19 protein-coding genes are annotated in these 16,927 nt (G+C 64.6%); 8 read left to right on the forward strand and 11 right to left on the reverse strand.

What is annotated here, in order from left to right; all coding sequences use genetic code 11:
- The first annotated feature begins 7 nt into the window (after window positions 1-7).
- Window positions 8-463, forward strand: a complete 456-nt coding sequence (locus HGK27_RS00610; protein WP_206237903.1) for a hypothetical protein — start codon at window positions 8-10, stop codon at window positions 461-463.
- A gap of 5 nt (window positions 464-468) precedes the next feature.
- On the opposite strand, the gene HGK27_RS00615 is transcribed toward HGK27_RS00610, so the two are convergent.
- The 4 genes from HGK27_RS00615 to ispH form a co-directional block, all read right to left on the reverse strand.
- Entirely contained in the window at window positions 469-1,416 is a 948-nt protein-coding gene (locus HGK27_RS00615; protein WP_206237905.1) for an NAD-dependent epimerase/dehydratase family protein, read from the reverse strand.
- Between the two features lie 86 nt (window positions 1,417-1,502).
- Window positions 1,503-2,147: a PspA/IM30 family protein gene (locus tag HGK27_RS00620; protein WP_206237907.1), complete on the reverse strand. Its 645-nt coding sequence runs from the start codon at window positions 2,145-2,147 to the stop codon at window positions 1,503-1,505.
- A 147-nt stretch (window positions 2,148-2,294) separates the two neighbouring features.
- A complete protein-coding gene (gene hpnH / locus HGK27_RS00625) occupies window positions 2,295-3,440 on the reverse strand; it encodes an adenosyl-hopene transferase HpnH (protein WP_068087325.1) in 1,146 nt (381 codons plus the stop codon).
- A 92-nt stretch (window positions 3,441-3,532) separates the two neighbouring features.
- Window positions 3,533-4,495, reverse strand: a complete 963-nt coding sequence (gene ispH, locus HGK27_RS00630; RefSeq protein ID WP_206242639.1) for a 4-hydroxy-3-methylbut-2-enyl diphosphate reductase — start codon at window positions 4,493-4,495, stop codon at window positions 3,533-3,535.
- A 334-nt stretch (window positions 4,496-4,829) separates the two neighbouring features.
- Here ispH and HGK27_RS00635 point away from each other — a divergent pair, with 334 nt between their 5' ends.
- The gene (locus HGK27_RS00635) at window positions 4,830-5,468 is read left to right on the forward strand and encodes an ABC transporter substrate-binding protein (protein WP_241126745.1); all 639 of its coding nucleotides are present in this window, start codon (window positions 4,830-4,832) and stop codon (window positions 5,466-5,468) included.
- Between the two features lie 73 nt (window positions 5,469-5,541).
- Here the strand turns inward: HGK27_RS00635 and HGK27_RS00640 are convergent, their stop codons facing one another.
- Together HGK27_RS00640 and dxs are read right to left on the reverse strand one after the other, a co-directional pair.
- Entirely contained in the window at window positions 5,542-5,997 is a 456-nt protein-coding gene (locus HGK27_RS00640; protein WP_241126748.1) for a DUF2141 domain-containing protein, read from the reverse strand.
- Window positions 5,994-7,946 carry a 1-deoxy-D-xylulose-5-phosphate synthase gene (dxs, locus tag HGK27_RS00645; protein ID WP_206237911.1) on the reverse strand — a complete coding sequence of 651 codons (1,953 nt, stop codon included), beginning with the start codon at window positions 7,944-7,946 and terminating at the stop codon, window positions 5,994-5,996. Before dxs ends, HGK27_RS00640 begins: the two co-directional genes overlap by 4 nt.
- Window positions 7,947-8,124: 178 nt before the next feature.
- On the opposite strand from dxs, the gene HGK27_RS00650 reads away from it, so the two are divergent.
- The 4 genes from HGK27_RS00650 (at window position 8,125) to HGK27_RS00665 (ending at window position 11,938) form a co-directional block, all read left to right on the forward strand.
- Window positions 8,125-10,188 (forward strand): TonB-dependent receptor plug domain-containing protein, encoded by a 2,064-nt coding sequence (locus HGK27_RS00650; RefSeq protein ID WP_241126750.1) that lies wholly within the window; start codon window positions 8,125-8,127, stop codon window positions 10,186-10,188.
- A 41-nt stretch (window positions 10,189-10,229) separates the two neighbouring features.
- Window positions 10,230-10,763: a (2Fe-2S)-binding protein gene (locus HGK27_RS00655; protein ID WP_206237913.1), complete on the forward strand. Its 534-nt coding sequence runs from the start codon at window positions 10,230-10,232 to the stop codon at window positions 10,761-10,763.
- Between the two features lie 32 nt (window positions 10,764-10,795).
- Entirely contained in the window at window positions 10,796-11,140 is a 345-nt protein-coding gene (gene arsC / locus HGK27_RS00660) for an arsenate reductase (glutaredoxin) (protein ID WP_206237914.1), read from the forward strand.
- Between the two features lie 168 nt (window positions 11,141-11,308).
- Complete coding sequence (locus tag HGK27_RS00665) at window positions 11,309-11,938, forward strand: class I SAM-dependent methyltransferase (protein WP_068087311.1); 630 nt, start codon at window positions 11,309-11,311, stop codon at window positions 11,936-11,938.
- A gap of 179 nt (window positions 11,939-12,117) precedes the next feature.
- Here HGK27_RS00665 and HGK27_RS00670 read toward each other — a convergent pair whose 3' ends face one another.
- Together HGK27_RS00670 and HGK27_RS00675 are read right to left on the reverse strand one after the other, a co-directional pair.
- The gene (locus HGK27_RS00670) at window positions 12,118-12,453 is read right to left on the reverse strand and encodes a gamma-glutamylcyclotransferase family protein (protein WP_206237916.1); all 336 of its coding nucleotides are present in this window, start codon (window positions 12,451-12,453) and stop codon (window positions 12,118-12,120) included.
- Entirely contained in the window at window positions 12,450-13,355 is a 906-nt protein-coding gene (locus HGK27_RS00675; RefSeq protein WP_206237917.1) for a glycerophosphoryl diester phosphodiesterase membrane domain-containing protein, read from the reverse strand. The genes HGK27_RS00670 and HGK27_RS00675 overlap by 4 nt, the downstream gene beginning before the upstream one ends.
- A gap of 124 nt (window positions 13,356-13,479) precedes the next feature.
- On the opposite strand from HGK27_RS00675, the gene lipB reads away from it, so the two are divergent.
- Window positions 13,480-14,166, forward strand: coding sequence for a lipoyl(octanoyl) transferase LipB (lipB, locus tag HGK27_RS00680; protein WP_206237919.1), 687 nt, complete (start codon window positions 13,480-13,482; stop codon window positions 14,164-14,166).
- A gap of 25 nt (window positions 14,167-14,191) precedes the next feature.
- The gene (locus HGK27_RS00685; protein WP_206237921.1) at window positions 14,192-14,515 is read left to right on the forward strand and encodes a hypothetical protein; all 324 of its coding nucleotides are present in this window, start codon (window positions 14,192-14,194) and stop codon (window positions 14,513-14,515) included.
- A gap of 262 nt (window positions 14,516-14,777) precedes the next feature.
- Here the strand turns inward: HGK27_RS00685 and HGK27_RS00690 are convergent, their stop codons facing one another.
- The 3 genes from HGK27_RS00690 to nadA form a co-directional block, all read right to left on the reverse strand.
- Window positions 14,778-15,350, reverse strand: a complete 573-nt coding sequence (locus HGK27_RS00690) for a carboxymuconolactone decarboxylase family protein (protein ID WP_206237923.1) — start codon at window positions 15,348-15,350, stop codon at window positions 14,778-14,780.
- A 109-nt stretch (window positions 15,351-15,459) separates the two neighbouring features.
- Window positions 15,460-15,831, reverse strand: a complete 372-nt coding sequence (locus HGK27_RS00695; protein WP_206237925.1) for a hypothetical protein — start codon at window positions 15,829-15,831, stop codon at window positions 15,460-15,462.
- Window positions 15,831-16,817: a quinolinate synthase NadA gene (gene nadA / locus HGK27_RS00700; RefSeq protein WP_206237927.1), complete on the reverse strand. Its 987-nt coding sequence runs from the start codon at window positions 16,815-16,817 to the stop codon at window positions 15,831-15,833. The genes HGK27_RS00695 and nadA overlap by 1 nt, the downstream gene beginning before the upstream one ends.
- Window positions 16,818-16,927: the final 110 nt, after the last annotated feature.

A 16,927-nucleotide genomic window follows, 5' to 3' on the forward strand; every position in this document is an offset into this window, starting at 1 on the left:
CCGGGAGATGATGATGCCGAAGCTTGGAGTTGTTGCCCCCCTCTTCGGCATTCTGGCGAGCACGGCGATCAGCCCTTTGCAGGCGGCGCAGGACGTGTTTCCCAGCGATGCCGAGATGCAGAAGGCGCTGGGCGGGGCCTACAACCATCTGGGCCTCATCGAATATTGCGCCGATCATGGCCATGCCTCGGAAGCGGATGTGGTTCAGGCGCGCAAGGTGACCTCGATCATCGTCGGCAATCTGACGGTTGAGCCTGCCGCGCTGGCGCAGGAAGATGCCGGGCGTGATGGCACCATCGTCGGCCTGCAGATCGTGGGGCGGATGGATCTGACCAATGCCGCCCATCCCGAGGTGGTGCCCGATGGCCGGACCATGCTCTTCGCCGACAATGCCCGCGCCCAGAAGCTGACCGAGCGTGAGCTGTGCCAGCAGATGGTCGCGCAGATGCAGTCGCCGGAATAGGTGCCCTATCGCTCCTTGGGGGAGAGGTAGGTGGGATCATGGGCGAAGGGCATCGGATGCCCCTCGCGCAGGGCGGTGAGCACATCGGCAAAGCTGGTGGCGCAGGTAAAGCCCAGCACTCTTTCGGCATGGCCTGAATCATAGACCCGTCCGATGCTGTGCGGCAGGGTCCAGCCCCGCGCGGCATAGAGCGCCGCTGCCTCGGGATAGAGGCGGTTGATGACCGAGGGCGCATCCTGCTTCAGCGCAGCCGCATCCTCGCGTGAGAAGGGCGTGGGGGCCGAGAGGATAAAGGTGCCAAAGCCGATCTGCGGCGCGCGCTCCAGCGCGGCGATATGGGCATCGGCGGCATCCTCGACGGTGAGGCGGCGATGGAGCAGCTCATTGGCCTTCAGATTCTCGCCCGAGGGGCTGGCATGGGTGTCGTCATCCTCGGGGAAGAAGCGGGCCGTGCGCAGCACCACGCCGTTCAGGCCATGGTTTTCGGCATAGAGGCGGCACAGGCTCTCGGCGGCCAGCTTGGTCACGCCATAGATGTTGCGGGGCAGCAGGGGGCCGCTCTGCTCATCGAGCCAGACGGCGTGATCGGCGCTTTCCTCGCGAATCGCCCGGCTGATCATCAGCGAGGTGGTGGAGGTGAAGACAAAGCGGTCATGCCCGGCCCGTCTGGCGGCCTCCAGCAGGTTGAGCGTGCCGGTGATGTTCACATCGACAAAGGCCTGCTCCGGATAGCGCGCGATATCGGGCTTGTGGAGCGAGGCGGCATGGATCACCGCATCCACGCCCCGATCGAAAGCGTTCTGGATCACGCCGGGGTTGGCGACCGAGCCGATGATCTGCGTATCCGCTCCTGCCGCAACATCGAGGCCCAGCACATGATGCCCCGCAGCGCGCAGCCGGGGCGCCAGAAAGCGGCCAAGCCAGCCGGATGAACCTGTCAGAAGCACACGCATGGCAGAGCCTTAGCACGGCGCCTGCGGGCGCCCAAAGGAAAGGGGGCGCCCCGCCATCCGGCGAGGTGGCCCCTTGTCAGCGGACCTTATTCGCCCTTCAGAGCGGCGAGGCGGGCGGCGACTTCATCCTGCTTCCGCATCGCCTCGATCTCGGCGACGTGATCCGTGGGGGCGGCTTTGGCCTTGTCGCCGGCCAGAATGCGCTCGAAAGCCTCTTCGGCATGGCGCAGCTGCTGGGCGGTGTCGCGCTCGGCCTTGGTGGTGCCGTGCCCGCTCAGCGCCGTATCGAGACGGTCGGCCAGATAGGCTTCCATCTCCTGCTCCATGGCCTCCTTGCGGGCCTTGAGGGCGGCCAGTTCCTCGGAGATGCGGGCTTCCTCCCCGGCAAGGTCGGCCTCGGCCTGTTCGAGCTGATCGGCCTGCGCTTCCAGATCGATCTGCTGGGCGATCGCCGCTTCGGCCAGATCGGGGCGATCCTTGGTCAGGGCGAAGCTGGCCTTTTCGGTCAGCTCTGCGGCGGTCTGGCGCAGTTGCGCCTGCTGTTTGGCGCCTTGCTCGCGGCGGGCCACGGTCGTGTCATGCTCGGCCTGAAGCCGGGCGACGGAGCGATCCACCTCGCGCATGGTTTCGCGCAGGACGCTGCCGCTGCTGGCGGCTTCCATGCGGTCCACAGTGTCTTCCAATCTGGCCGAGATGATGCGCCCCACGCGCTGGAAAATCGGTTCCGCCATGACATGCCTCTTGAATGAATCGATGCTGTTTCGACGCGATATTCTATCCGTGCTTAAGCTATGTCTAAGAAAAACGTGGCCGGTAAAAAGAAAAGGGCCGCCTCACCATGCGGCGAGGCGGCCCTTTCTCTGTCAGCGCAAACCCGCTTATGCGGCGCGCGTCGCCCGGCGATAGCCTTCGGGGTCGGAGATACGAATCTTCTCCAGCTCCTGCTCCACCTGCGTGGCATGCACGTCCACCGCGCGGCGCTGCTTGGACAGGTCAATGTCCTTGGCCATCGGGCCGTCGGTCTTCACGCCCTTCATGGCGACCTTCATGAACTCCAGCGGGCGCACGATGCCTTCGCGCGCGGCGGTGCCCTCAAAGCCGCAATGGACCATGCAGTTGGCGCATTTTTCGTACTTGCCGACGCCGTACTGCTCCCAGTCGGTGCCTTCCATCAGCTCGGCGAAGGTTTCGACATAGCCCTCGCCCACCAGATAGCAGGGCTTCTGCCAGCCGAAGACGGTGCGCAGCGGCATCGACCAGGGCGTGCATTCATACGAGCGGTTGCCCGCGAGGAAATCGAGGAACAGCGGCGAGTTGGTGAACTTCCAGTTCTTGGCGCCATTGCCGCGGGCGAAAAAGTCGCGGAACAGATTCTTGGTCTTCTCGCGGTTCAGGAAGTGCTCCTGATCGGCGGCGCGCTCATAGGCGTAGCCGGGCGAGATGGTGACCTCGACGTCGAGGCTGGTCATGTGGTCCATGAACGTGGCCAGGCTTTCAGGCGAGGCGTCGTTGAACACGGTGCAGTTGACCTGAACGCGGAACCCCTTTTCCTTGGCCAGCTTGATGGCTTCCAGAGCGACATCATAGGTGCCGTCCTGATCGACAGCCTTGTCGTGCATCTGCTTGTCGCCATCGAGATGGATCGACCAGGTGAAATAGGGGCTGGGCTCGTACTCGCCGATCTTCTTTTTCAGAAGCAGCGCGTTGGTGCACAGGATCACGAACTTCTTGCGCTCGATATAGCCCTTGACGATCTTGGCCATCTCGCGGTGAAGCAGCGGCTCGCCACCGGCGATCGAGACGGCGGGGGCGCCGCAATCCTCGATGGCATCCATGCACTCCTGAAAGCTCAGGCGGCGGTTGAGGATGGCATCGGGATAGTCGATCTTGCCGCAGCCCGGGCACGCCAGATTGCAGCGCAGCAGCGGCTCCAGCATCAGGACGAGCGGAAATTTGTCACCCTTGATGGTCTTGGTGATCGCGTGCTTGGCGATGCGGAGCATGGGGGCCATAGGAAGCGACATTCGCGTGGTACTCCAGAACAGTCAGGGGCGCATATAGACGGGGGGCGCCAAAGGGTAAAGGGCGCGTAAAGGGCGCGGCTTATGGTCCGGTGTCAGCCTGCTCGTGCCGTCCTGGGACCAAATCGCTGCGAGGGGCGTCGCAGGGCCGGAGGCAGGCTGAAGGAGACGTTTTCGCGGATTCCGTCGAGCTCCGATACAGAAAGATCACGGCTTTGTCCAAGCCGGGCGATCAATTCCTGCACCAGCACATCGGGCGCGCTGGCCCCGGCGGTGATGCCAAGGCGCATGATGCCGTTCAGCCACGCGGGGTCGAAAGCCTCGGCATCGCTCACCAGCCAGGCCGGAACACCGCAGGAGCGGGCGATTTCCGCCAGCCGAGTCGAGTTCGAGCTGTTGGCCGCGCCGACCACGATGATGGCATCGACACGCTCCGCCAGAGCGCGCACGGCGGTCTGGCGGTTCTGCGTGGCGTAGCAGATGTCGGCTACATCCGGCCCCACGCAATCGGCAAAGCGCGCATGCAGCGCCGCGATCACCGCGCGGGTTTCGTCCACCGAAAGCGTGGTCTGGGTGAGATAGGCCACCGGCGCATCATCGGCCAAGGGCAGGGCGCCGACATTCTCGGGCGTGGCCACCAGATGGACCGGCGCGGGAATCTGGCCCAGCGTGCCTTCCACCTCGGCATGGCCGGCATGGCCGATCAGCACGATGTTGCGGCCTTCCCGCGCGAAACGCAGGCCGTGGTTGTGAACCTTGGAGACCAGCGGGCAGGTGGCGTCATAGACGGGCAGGGCGCGCCGCTCGGCCTCGGCCTCCACGCTGGCGGGCACGCCATGGGCGGAAAAGATGGTGACGGCGCCATCGGGAATTTGGTGCAATTCCTCGACGAAGATCGCGCCCTGCGCCTCAAGGTCCTTCACCACGCGGGCATTGTGAACGATCTCATGGCGTACATAGACCGGCGCGTCATGCGCCTCGATGGCCTGTTCGACGATGGCGATGGCGCGCTCCACCCCGGCGCAGAAGCCGCGCGGCGAGGCCATGATCACGCGCAGGGGGACACGGATGGCGGCAGGCGGGAGAGTCCTTTCCTGGCCATTCCATGCCGTATCGGCCTTGGAATCTGTGTTTGACGGCAAAAGCCTGTCCTTGTTTGCGGTCCGTCCAAACGGGGGGCCATGGAGCAGGCAGCCGCGTTCGGACAGTCAGACTAACGTGCAAAGTCTGGCCGTGCGATGAACAAAATGCAGCTGGAACAGTTGCATCGGGACCTGTGGGGAGATTGCAACACAGGGGTGGCTGTGGGATGGATGGCGCGTGTATGGGCCATTCACGGCTCTGACAGGCCGCTTGTTCTAGGCGGAAACGGCAAAGACAACAGGTGTGACGATGATGAATGCGCGTAAGCAGTGGGTGAAAAGCGTGGCTGCCGTGGCTCTGGCGGTGGTTCCCGTGGCAGGCATGGTGGCGGTTGCGACCCCCGCCATGGCGCAGAGCAGCGATCCGGCGGCAGGCTCGGTCGATGCGCTCAACAACGGGCTGATCGGCATCATGAAGGCGGGCAAGGGGGCTGGCCAGTCGGGCCGTGCCCAGCGCATCGCTCCGGTGATCGACCGTGTGTTCGACATTCCGCTGATGACGCGTCTGGCCGTCGGCCCCAGCTGGAACACCATCGCGCCCAAGGATCAGTTGGCGCTGGTCGCCGGTTTCCGCAATCTGACCATCGCGCAATTCGCGCATAATTTCGACGATTACAGCGGCGAGAAGTTCACCATCGCCCCGCAGGTGGACACGCGCGGCAATGACAAGCTGGTGCGCACCACGCTGACGATCCCGGGCCATGCGAATGAGCAGATCAACTATCGCCTGCGCCAGAGCGGCGGCCAGTGGAAGGTGATCGACGTCTATTTCCGCAATTCGATGAGCCAGCTTGCCACGCGTCAGGCTGATTTTGCCGGTTCGCTGGCCAAGGGTGGCGCCCCGGCGCTGATCGAGCATCTCAACAAGTTGGCCGCTTCGCCTGAGTAAGGCCTGAGCCAGCCACATGCACGAAGGGCGGCGAGTTGCCTCGCCGCCCTTTTGCGTTTCAGGATGGGCAAATTTACTGGCCGCCCTTTTCCTTGCGCCATTCCTCGGGCGATTTCGGCCCGGTGAAATAGCGCAGGCTGAAGCTGATCGTCTGCCGTTCAGCACCATGGCTGAAGACGGCATCGCGCCATTTGGGCGGGCTCATCACGATCTTGGCATCGCGCGAAAAGCCAACGCCTTCCTTGGGGATGCCGAAGATGCCGCGATCGATCTCGGTGTTGCCATTCTCGTCAAGAAAGGCCTGAGCGCCCCATTCGCCGGGCGGCACATGCTCGATCGTCACCGTGGTGATGCCCGGATGCGCGGGCACGCTGCCGCTGATCGCGCAATTGTCCGCCAGCCATTTGTCCTGCGGGCAGATTGCAACGATCACGCGGCCATGCGCATTGCGCACATTGCCGACCTGAACCACGAGCGGCGCGCCTGTCGTCGCGGCGGCTCCGGCCAGCAATAGGGCGGCGGGAATCAAGCGCGCGCCTCCGCGCCCGTGACTCCCGAGGTGATGCCGGCCTCGTTCCAACGCAGCGCCTTGAGCACCGTATCGACGATATGCGGCGCGTTGAGCCCCGCCTCGTCATACTGCTTGTCGGGGCTGTTGTGGTCCTGGAAGGTGTCGGGCAGGCGCATGGTGCGGATCTTCAGACCATTGTCGGTCAGACCCTCGTCGCTCGCCATGGTCAGGATATGGGCGCCAAGGCCACCCACGCTGCCTTCCTCGACCGTCACGACCACCTCATGGGTGGTGGCGAGGCGACGGATCATCTCCTCATCGAGCGGCTTGGCGAAGCGCAGATCGGCCACGGTGGTGGGCAGGCCCTTGGCCTCCAGCACGTCGGCGGCCTTCAGAGCCTCGGCAAGGCGCGTGCCGAGCGAGAGAATGGCGATCTTGCCAGCGCTCTTGTCGCTGCCACGCACGATGCGGCCCTTACCGATTTCCAGCACCTGCGGAACCTCGGGCAGGGGCACGCCCACGCCATTGCCGCGCGGATAGCGGAAGGCGATGGGGCCGCTGTCATGGGCGACGGCGGTGGCGGTCATATGCGCCAGTTCGGCCTCATCTGCCGCAGCCATCACCACGAAGTTGGGCAGGCTGGCCAGATAGGTGATGTCGAACGTGCCCGCGTGAGTCGCGCCATCGGCACCGACCAGACCGGCGCGGTCGATGGCGAAACGCACCGGCAGGTTCTGGATCGCCACGTCATGCACGACCTGATCATAGGCGCGCTGCAGGAAGGTGGAGTAGATCGCGCAGAACGGACGCATCCCCTGCGCGGCCAGACCGGCGGCGAAGGTGACGGCATGCTGCTCGGCAATGCCCACGTCGAAGGTGCGCTCCGGGTGCGCCTTGGCGAATTTGTCGACGCCGGTGCCGCCGGGCATGGCGGCGGTGATCGCCACGATGCTCTCGTCGGTTTCGGCCATCTTGGCCAGCGTTTCGCCAAAGACGTTCTGATAGGCAGGCGCTGCGGCCGGAGCCTTCACCTGCTCACCGGTGACGACGTTGAACTTCTGCACGCCGTGATACTTGTCGGCAGCCGCTTCGGCCGGGGCATAGCCCTTGCCCTTTTGCGTCACGACATGGATCAGGCAGGGGCCTTCGGCGGCATCGCGCACATTTTCCAGAACCGGGATCAGTTGGTCCAGATTGTGCCCGTCGATGGGGCCGACATAATAGAAGCCCAGCTCTTCGAAGAGCGTGCCGCCCATCACCATGCCGCGCGCGAATTCGTCGGTCTTCTTCGCGGCGCTGTGCAGGCTGGCGGGCAGGTGGCGCGACAGCTTCTTGGCCAGACCACGCAGTTCGAGGAAGGGGCGCGAGGAGACCAGACGCGCGAGATAGGCCGAAAGCCCGCCCACCGGCGGCGCGATCGACATATCATTGTCATTGAGAATCACGACGAGGCGATTGCCGGCGTCCTGAGCGTTGTTCATCGCCTCATAGGCCATGCCCGCGCTCATCGAGCCGTCACCGATCACGGCAATGGCCTTGCCCGGCTGCCCGGCGATCTTGTTGGCCATGGCAAAGCCCAGCGCCGCCGAGATCGAGGTGCTGGAATGCGCGGCGCCGAAGGGATCATATTCGGATTCGCTGCGCTTGGTGAAGCCCGACAGGCCTCCGCCCTGGCGCAGGGTACGAATACGATCGCGCCGACCGGTGACAATCTTGTGGGGATAAGCCTGATGGCCTACATCCCAGATCACCTTGTCGCGCGGCGTTTCGAACACATAGTGCAACGCCACGGTCAGTTCGACCACGCCAAGGCCCGACCCGAGATGCCCACCCGTCTGTCCCACGGTGTGGATCATTTCGGTGCGTACATCGTCAGCCAGTTGGCGCAGTTCGGCCATATCAAGCCCGCGCATATCAGCGGGCACCTTTACCCGATCGAGGATCGGTGTCGACAGCTCCAAGTCCATCTTCCTGCCTTACACGTCGCGACCGGCCCTGTCGATGCGCTCTGGGGGGAGGGCGCGGTCAATTTCCCCTGTTGGGGTGCTTTTGCAACGGTCAGGGGCAGCAGTTTCGTGCGTCCCTGTCCAGTTGGCTTGCGGCGCCATGCTCCCTATAGCGGCTCAAATCAATGGACTTGGAGCGATGATGGGGATCGGGATGCGGCGAATGGCGGGCTGGATGGCCTTTGGTCCCATGCTGGCATGGCCTTTTGCGGCGGCTGCGACCGGGGCCGCCGACGAGGCTGCCGACCCGCAGACCATCGTGGTGACAGGGCGCGGGCTGGAAGAAGGCGCGGCGCCTGCGGCCTATGACAGTCAGGTTCTGACCCGGGAGGCTTTGCTGTCCAGCGCCTCGGGCCGGATCGAGGATGTGCTGTCGGGCATTGCCGGTTTTCAACAGTTTCGCCGTTCGGACAGCCGTTCGGCCAATCCGTCTTCCCAGGGCGTGACCCTGCGCGCGCTGGGCGGCAATGCGGCGGCGCGCACTCTGGTGCTGCTCGATGGCGTGCCGATGGCAGACCCGATGTTCGGCTCGGTGGCGCTTTCGGCCATCGCGCCGGAAAGGCTGGGCGCGGCCAGGGTGATGCGCGGCGGCGGATCGGGGGCTTTCGGTTCGGGCGCGGTGGCCGGAACCATCGCGCTGGAAAGCGCCGGGCGGGATGAAACCGGCCCCGTCTCGGGCGAGGCGCTGGTGGACAACCGCGGCGAAACGACCCTCTCGGCGGGAATCGCCCCCAAGCTGGGCGCGGGCTTTGCCGAAATCTCGGGCCGCTGGGATCGCGGCGAGGGTTTCTGGACCACGCCGGTCAGCCAGCGCGTGCCTGCCAGCGCCCGCGCCGCCTATGACGGCTGGAGCATTTCGGCGCGCGGCGTGGCGCCTGTCGCGCCGGATATCGAGCTGCAGGGTCGCTTCCTCGCCTTCCGCGACCAGCGCACCCTGCGCTTTGCCGGGGCTGACAGCCGCAGCTTTGGTGAGGATGCCAGCATTCGCCTTGTCGGCCACGGGCCATGGGCTTTCGATGTGCTGGCCTATCTGCAGGATCGCGGTTTCGCCAACATCACAGTCTCTTCCACCACCTTCAAGCCGACACTGGACCAGCGCTCGACGCCTTCCACCGGGATGGGCGGCAAGGCGGAACTGCGCCCGCCGGTGGGCAAGGATCATGTGCTGCGGCTGGGCACCGATTGGCGCCGCACCGAGGGCGATCTGGCAGAGGTCAGCCTTTCGGCCACCGGTGCGGCCACGGCCTATCGCTGGGCGGGCGGCCGCAACGACGATGTCGGCTTCTACGCGCAGGATGACTGGACGCTGGGCCGTCTGGTGCTGACCGGCGGCCTGCGAGAGGACCGCTGGAGCATCAATGACGGCTATGTCCGTCTGGCGGGGGCGACGGGAACGGTCACCTCGAACACGCTCTATGATCCGCGTGCGGGTTGGGCGCTCTCGGGGCGGGGCGGGGCGCTGTTGACGGTGGCGCAGGGCGTGGTGCTGCGCGCCTCGGCCTACACCGGGCTGCGCATGCCCACGATCAATGAGCTGTATCGCAGCTTCGTGGTCTTCCCCATCACCACCAATGCCAATCCGCAATTGGGCAATGAGCGGTTGAAAGGCTACGAGGCGGGCGTCGATTTTGGCCCCTTTGCCGGGCTGACGCTTTCGGCCACCGGTTTTATCAACCGGCTGGACCATGCCATCGCCAATGTCACCATCGGCACCAATCTGCGTGAGCGCGAGAATGTCGATGCCATCCGCGCCAAGGGGCTGGAGTTCGGCGCCAAGGGCAGCTGGGGCACGATAAGCTTTGACGGCTCGCTGGCGCTGACCGATTCGCGGATGGAAACCAGCGGGGCGGCGATTGGTCTGAACGGGTTGCGTCCGGCGCAGACGCCTTTCTTCGCGGGCAGCGCCACGCTGGGCTGGCATCCAAGCCAAGGTCCTTTGGCCGGCTGGCAGATGGCGGCCACGGTGCGCCGCTGGGGCTGGCAGTATGAGGACGATCTCAACAGCGCCAATTCGATCATGCCCGCCGCGACCACTTTGGGCCTGTTCGCGCAGGCGCCTTTGACTCATGGGTTCAGCCTGATCGTCCGCGCGGAAAATATCACCGATGCCACGGTGCTGACCCGCAATCAGGCGGGCAGCATCGATCTGGGCACGCCGCGCACCATCTGGGTTGGCGTGCGTTTCGGGGGAGCGCGCGGGTAAATGCCCTTGCGCAGCGGGGCGGGGCAGGCCACCAGACCGCCATGCCCAGCCTGACCGTCAACGGCCATCCTCTGGCCTTCCACCTCGATCCGCAGACGCCCTTGCTCTGGGCGCTGCGCGAGGCGGCCAATCTCACCGGCACCAAATATGGTTGCGGCAGCGGCGATTGCCGCGCCTGTCTGGTGCTGGTCGACGGGCAGGCGCTGCCTTCCTGCCAGATGAGTCTGGCGCAGGCCGAGGGGCGCAATGTCACCACCATTGAGGGGTTGAGCCATGACCGCTCGCACCCTGTGCAGCAGGCGATGATGGCCGAAGGGGCGGTGCAATGCGGCTTCTGCACGCCCGGGCTGGTGATGGCCGGGGCGGCCTTGCTGGCGGCCAATGCCAATCCTTCCGATGCCGATATCAAGGCGGCGATCACCGGCCTGTGCCGCTGCGGTGTCTATCCGCGTCTGCTGCGCGCGATCCATCGTGCTGCAAGGGTGATGCGCGGCGAGGAGAAGCTGGCCGCCATGCCTGCGCCGGGTGTCGCCCAGAACGTGCCCGCCTTGCATGAGGGTGGATCACCTCGCTAAGGGGCGTCAAAATTTCAGACAGGGATCATTCGATGAAGGCGACCATCTGGCACAATCCGGGCTGCTCCACCTCGCGCAAGACGCTGGCGATGTTGCAGGAGATTCCGGGCATCGATCTTACCGTTGTCGAATATCTCAAGACCCCGCCCAGTGCCGAAAAGCTGGCCCAGCTCTATCGCGATGCGGGCATCACGCCCCAGCAGGGCCTGCGTACCCGCAACACCGATGCTATCGAGCGTGGGCTGCCTCAGGCGGATGACGCCACCGTGCTGGCCGCCATGGTCGAAACGCCGGTGCTGATCGAGCGCCCGCTGGTGGAAACCGACAAGGGCGTGCGCCTGTGCCGCCCGCAGGAGCGGGTCAGCGAGATCATCTGATCTCACAGATGCCACGACTTGCGGCATTCGGGGGTGATTATCCACCGTATTGCGCAGGATACGCCCCATGGCGAGACAGCGCTAACACCCGTCTGCTTGCATTCAGCGGGGCAAATGGGCACATCACGGCCCAACATCGAAGAGATAGCTCAGGGAAACGACGAAAAGATGACAGGTGAACTTGTCCGCGAGGCGCCCCTCGACCGGTTCAAAACCGGGATCAAGCGCCGCCTCGGGCCTTGGGGCGTGTTTCTCGAAGGCTTTCTGCGCAATCCTGTGATGGTCGGCTCGATCGTCCCCTCCTCGCGCTTCACCATCAACAAGATGCTGAGCCGGGTGAACTGGGACGAGTGCAAGCTCTTCGTCGAATATGGCCCGGGCGTCGGCACGTTTTGCCGCCCCGTGCTCAGCCGTCTGCGCCGCGATGGCATGCTGATCGTCATCGACACCAACCCGCTCTTCATCGACTATCTCAACGCCACCATCGCTGACAGCCGCTTTGTCGCCGTCCATGGTTCGGCGGCGGATGTCGAGGCGATCGTGCGCGCCCATGGCCACGATCACGCCGATTACGTGCTGTCCGGCCTGCCCTTTTCCACGCTGCCGGATGGCGTGGGTCCGGCCATCGCTTCGGCCACGCATCGTGTGCTGCGTCAGGGCGGGGCGTTTCTGGTCTATCAGTTCACCTCGCGCGCCCGCGATTTCATGGCGCGGCATTTCTCGCGCATCGACAACGCGATGGAATTCATCAACGTGCCGCCTTGCTTCCTCTATTGGGGCTGGAAGGACGAAGCCTAAAAGATGGATGCGAGGGGGTTACCCTCTCGCGCTCCCATCAATGTCTGCGTTGCGCTTCGGGTTCGGCCTCAGAGCAACGTCGCCGGCTTTGAAACGAGAAAAGGCGCCGGGGCTTTCTGCCTGCGGCGCCTTTCTGTTGGCGGGTGGAGGGCATGTCTTGCCCTCCTTGCCCTCGGCTCTCAGGCCTGAATATAGACCCAGGCCTGCCTGCCCGATGACAGCGTCACCTCGACCCGCTGATAATCCGACACTTCATAGCGGTCAGCCGCAGCGAGTTCCTCGGCGGTGATGCTGAAGACCATGCCCCGCACCTCGTCCGAAGCTTCGGGTGAGGGCCGCACGACCGGATGAAAGCGCTCGCCACTGGTGCGCAGCACATCCGGATCGGTGATTTCCAGCATGTCCTGACGATAGCCCGGCATCGCATCGGCGGCGCCATGCAGAAGCCGCCCGAAGGTGGCGATCTGCACGGCGTCTTTCTGAAGCGTGCCATAGGAAAACAGCAGGATGCTCACCGGAAGGTCTCCGACAGCGACTCACGCCCGCCAGTGCCGGACAATTGCCCATGCACCGCAGCGATGATCGCACTGGCCAGAATGCTCACCACGCCGCCGATCAGGCCCGAGACCAGCCCGTTCGCCGTGAAATAGGCCTTGCTGTATTGCGGCGTGCCCAGCTTCACCAGCGTGCTCAGCAGCATGAAGACCACCATGCCGATCACCGCATAGGCCACCATCAGCACCAGATAGAAGCCCAGCAGCGTGGCGGTGTTGCCGCGCGTCAGCGCCCATGAGCGGCGCAGGGCGCGCCAGGGGTTGGCGATCTGGTCGATCACGATGGCGGGCAGGGTGAGCGACAGGCGGGTGACGGCATAGATCAGAAAGCCGATAAAGCCCGCCGTGCCGATGGCCACGATGATGATCACCGGGGCGCTCATGGCGCCGGCGCCAGCCGCGGCTCCGGTCGCCACGCCGACGATGGCGCCCAGCACGCCCAGCACCAGCACGAAGACCATGCCGGAAAGAAAATAGCCCAGCATCAGCAGCAGGCCCACGCCAAACACCGTGGGCAAGCGCTTCAGGCCCAGCAGGATGGCCTGGCCCACGGTGGGCCGCGCCGAATCGGTCAGCAGCGCCATCATCGACATGGTGCCCACCGTCTGCACCAGCAGCAGTCCCACGATATAGGGCCCCATCTGGGCATAGATGCCGCCCAGCGCCTGAAGCATGGCCTTGGGGTCCTGCTGGTTGGCGGTGGCCATGTTGCGCATCAACTCTTCCTGCAGACCCGACAGGAAGAAGGCCGAGGTGACGCCCGGCAGAAAGAAGAAGACGCCGGCCAGAACCAGCAGCAGTTCCTTGTTGGCGCTGCACAGGCGAACGGCCTGCTGCCAGGCCAGATTGCCATCGAAACGCATGGATGTTTGCCCCCTTTGCGGCACGTTGAACGCCCTGCACGGGGCAGGGCTTCGCCCGGCGATCAGACCGGGCTTTCACTATGCCCTCTTGATAACCACGGCAAATCGTTTCAGGCAATCACCCATGTCGTCGAGTCTTCCCACCGCCGCCCTGTCTCACCCCCTTGAGTTCCGCCACGAAGCCGAGCCCGTGCCTTACCGTGAGGCGCTGGAGGCGATGACCGCCCGCAACACCGCCATCGCCGATGGCAGCGCGGGCGAACTGATCTGGCTGCTCGACCACTTGCCGGTCTACACCGCCGGGACCAGCGCGGCGGCCTCCGACCTGCTGGACCCGCGTTTCGAGATCGTCGAGGCCGGGCGCGGCGGGCGCTACACCTATCACGGCCCCGGCCAGCGCATCGGCTACGTTCTGCTGGACCTCAGCAAGCGCAAGCGCGATGTGCGCGGTTTCGTCTCCGCGCTGGAAAGCTGGGTGATCGCCACCCTGCGCGATTTCGGCGTGGAAAGCTGGCGCTCCGACGCGGGCGTGGGCATCTGGACCCGCGACATCGACGGCTCGGAAGCCAAGATCGGCGCCATCGGCGTGCGCATCCGCCGCTGGGTGACGATGCATGGCTTTTCGGTCAATCTCTCGCCCGATCTCACCCATTTCTCGGGCATCGTGCCCTGCGGCATCGCCGAAAAAGGCGTCACCAGCCTTGAAAGGCTTGGCATCAAGGTGTCAGCGGTGCAATGGGATGAGGCCCTGCTGGCACGCGCGGACGAGTTTCTCGCCATGCTCGACCAGCCCTGCCCCCCCAGGGGTTAAACCCCTGCTCTTGCCTGAGGACTGTATGCCCGCTTTCAAGACTTCTTCGCTTCTGCTGGCGGCAGCGGCCGCCCTGTCGCTGTCGGCCTGCCACAGCAAGCCCGACAAGACCGACGATTCCCGCTCCGCCGAGGGCGAGGTGCTCTCCGCCACGGTCAGCGATTCCATGGTGCCGGTCGAAACGCCCACCTCCACGCCGCCGCCCGCGCCGCGCAAGGATGTGGGCTCGCAGGCGGCCGAGGATGCCACCAGCGATGCCGCCGATCTGAAGCAGGCGATGGATGCGCTGAAGGCGGACCAGAGCGGCGCTGCCGACAAGCCTGCGGATAAGGCTTCGGATTCGCAGTAAGATTTGAAGGGGTTATGCGAGGGTGTTACACCCTCGCGCTCCCGGGTTTTGTCAGCCTTGGCGCTTCGGGTTCGGCCTTAGGGCAAACGTCGCAGCGCCGCAGGCTTTAACATTCCAAAGCAGCATAAGGCGCCGGGGCTTATTGCCTGCGGCGCCTTTTCTGTGCCTGTGGGAAGTTTGCGCTCCGCTGCGGAACGGCTGCTTTATCGCCGGAAGACGTCATGGGAGCGCGAGGGGGTAACCCCCTCGCACCTTCCTTTTCTTACAGATCCTCTTCTTCAGGCAGAGGCACCTTGAACCCGTTCAGCGTGGTCGAGACCATGCAGTACAGCCCGACCAGATAGATAAACTCCGCTGTGCCTGCGCGGCCGAAGGCTTGCTCGGCCTCCTGATACAGGATTTCGGGCACGATGCCGCCGTTTACCAGCGCGAAGGCGAAATCATAGGCCAGGCCTTCCTCATAGGTGAGGTCTGGCGGGCGGTTGCCGCTGCTGATGGTGCGGACCTTGGCGTCGGAAAGGCCGCGCAGCTTGGCCACCAGAATATGGGCGTAAAGCTCATAGGCCGAATGGAAATGCGCGCCGGTGACGAGGATGCCGATCTCGCGGATGGGCTTGGGGAGGACCGGATTGTCGCCCAGCGCCAGCACCAGCTTCCAGACCGGGCCGCCGAATTGCGGGAAGGTCAGCCAGGGGTTCCAGGGGCCGATCAGATCGTCTTTGCTGTCGATGGCGGTGAAGCCAGCGAAATTCTTGTGAATGCCGGCTTTCATGTCCTCATAGAGGGCCAGCTGATCGCCTTCGAGGGTGGTGTGGTCGAGTTGGGGGAGGCGCATGGGGGCTCCTTCAGATGCAGGCGCGAGGGGGGATGCGCTGCATGTGCGAAGGAAACATGGGAGCGGTTGTTCGCCAAGGGAAAATTTGTATGGCGCGCGAAAGAGGCGGTCAGATGTGCCCTGTTCTCGGCGGACAGGTGGGGGTGGTGGTCAGCATGGCGGCGGCGAGGGCCTGCCTGTCGCTCTGGCTGAAGCCGAGGCGCAGGCCAAGCAGGGCGATCAGGCCACTGGTGTGCCAATCGAGCGCGGCGGTGGCGGGGCGCCCCTCGCTCCAGAGCTGAATCTGGATGGTGAGCGCGCGGTCGATCAGCGCCGGATCATCGCGATGATCGCGGGCCATGATGCAGCCCCATGGCGGAATGGCGAGCGCGCCCTGGTTCAGGGCATGGCGGGCAAACAGAACGCAGCCGCCAGCGGCCAGCGCGGTGACGCAGGCCAGCCCGGCGAGGCTCCAGGCCAGCCGCCGGACCAGCTTGCGCATCACTTGGTGCCCAGATCGCCCTTGCCGACCGAGCCGCTGGCCATCTCCAGCATGCGGTCGAGGCTGCGCTTGGCGTCCAGACGCAGCGTCTCTTCGATCTCGATGCGGGGGGACAGGTCACGCAGGCTGATATACAGCTTTTCCAGCGTGTTGAGCGCCATATAGGGGCAGATGTTGCAGTTGCAGTTGCCGTCGCCGCCCGGGGCACCGATGAAGGTCTTGTCGGGCATGGCGAGCTGCATCTGGTGGATGATATGCGGCTCGGTGGCGACGATCAGCGTGTCGCCGGTCATGGCCTTGGCGTAGTTGAGGATGCCGCTGGTGCTGCCGACATAATCGGAATGGTCGACGATGGTGGGCGGGCATTCCGGATGCGCGGCGATGGGCGCGCCGGGGTGCTGGGCTTTCAGCTTGAGCAGTTCGGTCTCGCTGAAGGCTTCATGCACGATGCAGACGCCGGGCCACAGCAGCATCTCGCGGTTGAACTTGCGACTGAGGTAACCGCCCAGATGGCGATCGGGGCCGAAGATGATCTTCTGGTCCTTGGGGATCTGCTGCAGGATCGTTTCCGCGCTGGACGAGGTCACGATGATGTCGGAGAGCGCCTTCACCTCGGTCGAGCAGTTGATGTAGGTCAGCGCGATGTGATCGGGATGCGCCTCGCGGAAGGCCTTGAACCGCGCGGGGGGGCAGGCGTCTTCCAAGCTGCAGCCCGCGTTCATATCGGGCAGGATCACCGTCTTTTCCGGCGACAGGATCTTGGCGACCTCGGCCATGAACTTCACGCCGCAGAAGGCGATCACTTCGGCATCGGTTTCTGCCGCCTTGCGCGACAATTCCAGAGAATCACCGACGAAATCGGCCAGATCCTGCAGTTCCGGCTTCTGATAGTAATGCGCCAGGATGACGGCATTCTTCTCGCGGCGCAGGCGCTCGATTTCGGCGCGGATGTCGATGCCAACAAGCGACGGGTGCTGGGCGGTCATGAACGGCATTCCCTCGATGAATTTGCGCCCATCTAGGAAGCCTTGGCGCTTCTCCCAAGGGAAAACACCAATTGCGAGTGATTATCAGTCGTTTTGATGTCCGGCTTTGC

The sequence above is a fragment of the Novosphingobium terrae genome, assembly GCF_017163935.1.
Classification (GTDB): Bacteria; Pseudomonadota; Alphaproteobacteria; order Sphingomonadales; family Sphingomonadaceae; genus Novosphingobium; species Novosphingobium terrae.

Bases quoted from the DNA above. Each gene is read 5' to 3' on its own strand.
- HGK27_RS00610 (WP_206237903.1), top strand. From the start codon at position 8: ATGATGATGCCGAAGCTTGGAGTTGTTGCCCCCCTCTTCGGCATTCTG.
- HGK27_RS00615 (WP_206237905.1), bottom strand. From the start codon at position 1,416: ATGCGTGTGCTTCTGACAGGTTCATCCGGCTGGCTTGGCCGCTTTCTG.
- HGK27_RS00620 (WP_206237907.1), bottom strand. From the start codon at position 2,147: ATGGCGGAACCGATTTTCCAGCGCGTGGGGCGCATCATCTCGGCCAGA.
- hpnH (WP_068087325.1), bottom strand. From the start codon at position 3,440: ATGTCGCTTCCTATGGCCCCCATGCTCCGCATCGCCAAGCACGCGATC.
- HGK27_RS00635 (WP_241126745.1), top strand. From the start codon at position 4,830: ATGATGAATGCGCGTAAGCAGTGGGTGAAAAGCGTGGCTGCCGTGGCT.
- dxs (WP_206237911.1), bottom strand. From the start codon at position 7,946: ATGGACTTGGAGCTGTCGACACCGATCCTCGATCGGGTAAAGGTGCCC.
- HGK27_RS00650 (WP_241126750.1), top strand. From the start codon at position 8,125: ATGATGGGGATCGGGATGCGGCGAATGGCGGGCTGGATGGCCTTTGGT.
- HGK27_RS00655 (WP_206237913.1), top strand. From the start codon at position 10,230: ATGCCCAGCCTGACCGTCAACGGCCATCCTCTGGCCTTCCACCTCGAT.
- arsC (WP_206237914.1), top strand. From the start codon at position 10,796: ATGAAGGCGACCATCTGGCACAATCCGGGCTGCTCCACCTCGCGCAAG.
- HGK27_RS00665 (WP_068087311.1), top strand. From the start codon at position 11,309: ATGACAGGTGAACTTGTCCGCGAGGCGCCCCTCGACCGGTTCAAAACC.
- HGK27_RS00675 (WP_206237917.1), bottom strand. From the start codon at position 13,355: ATGCGTTTCGATGGCAATCTGGCCTGGCAGCAGGCCGTTCGCCTGTGC.
- lipB (WP_206237919.1), top strand. From the start codon at position 13,480: ATGTCGTCGAGTCTTCCCACCGCCGCCCTGTCTCACCCCCTTGAGTTC.
- HGK27_RS00685 (WP_206237921.1), top strand. From the start codon at position 14,192: ATGCCCGCTTTCAAGACTTCTTCGCTTCTGCTGGCGGCAGCGGCCGCC.
- HGK27_RS00690 (WP_206237923.1), bottom strand. From the start codon at position 15,350: ATGCGCCTCCCCCAACTCGACCACACCACCCTCGAAGGCGATCAGCTG.
- HGK27_RS00695 (WP_206237925.1), bottom strand. From the start codon at position 15,831: ATGCGCAAGCTGGTCCGGCGGCTGGCCTGGAGCCTCGCCGGGCTGGCC.
- nadA (WP_206237927.1), bottom strand. From the start codon at position 16,817: ATGACCGCCCAGCACCCGTCGCTTGTTGGCATCGACATCCGCGCCGAA.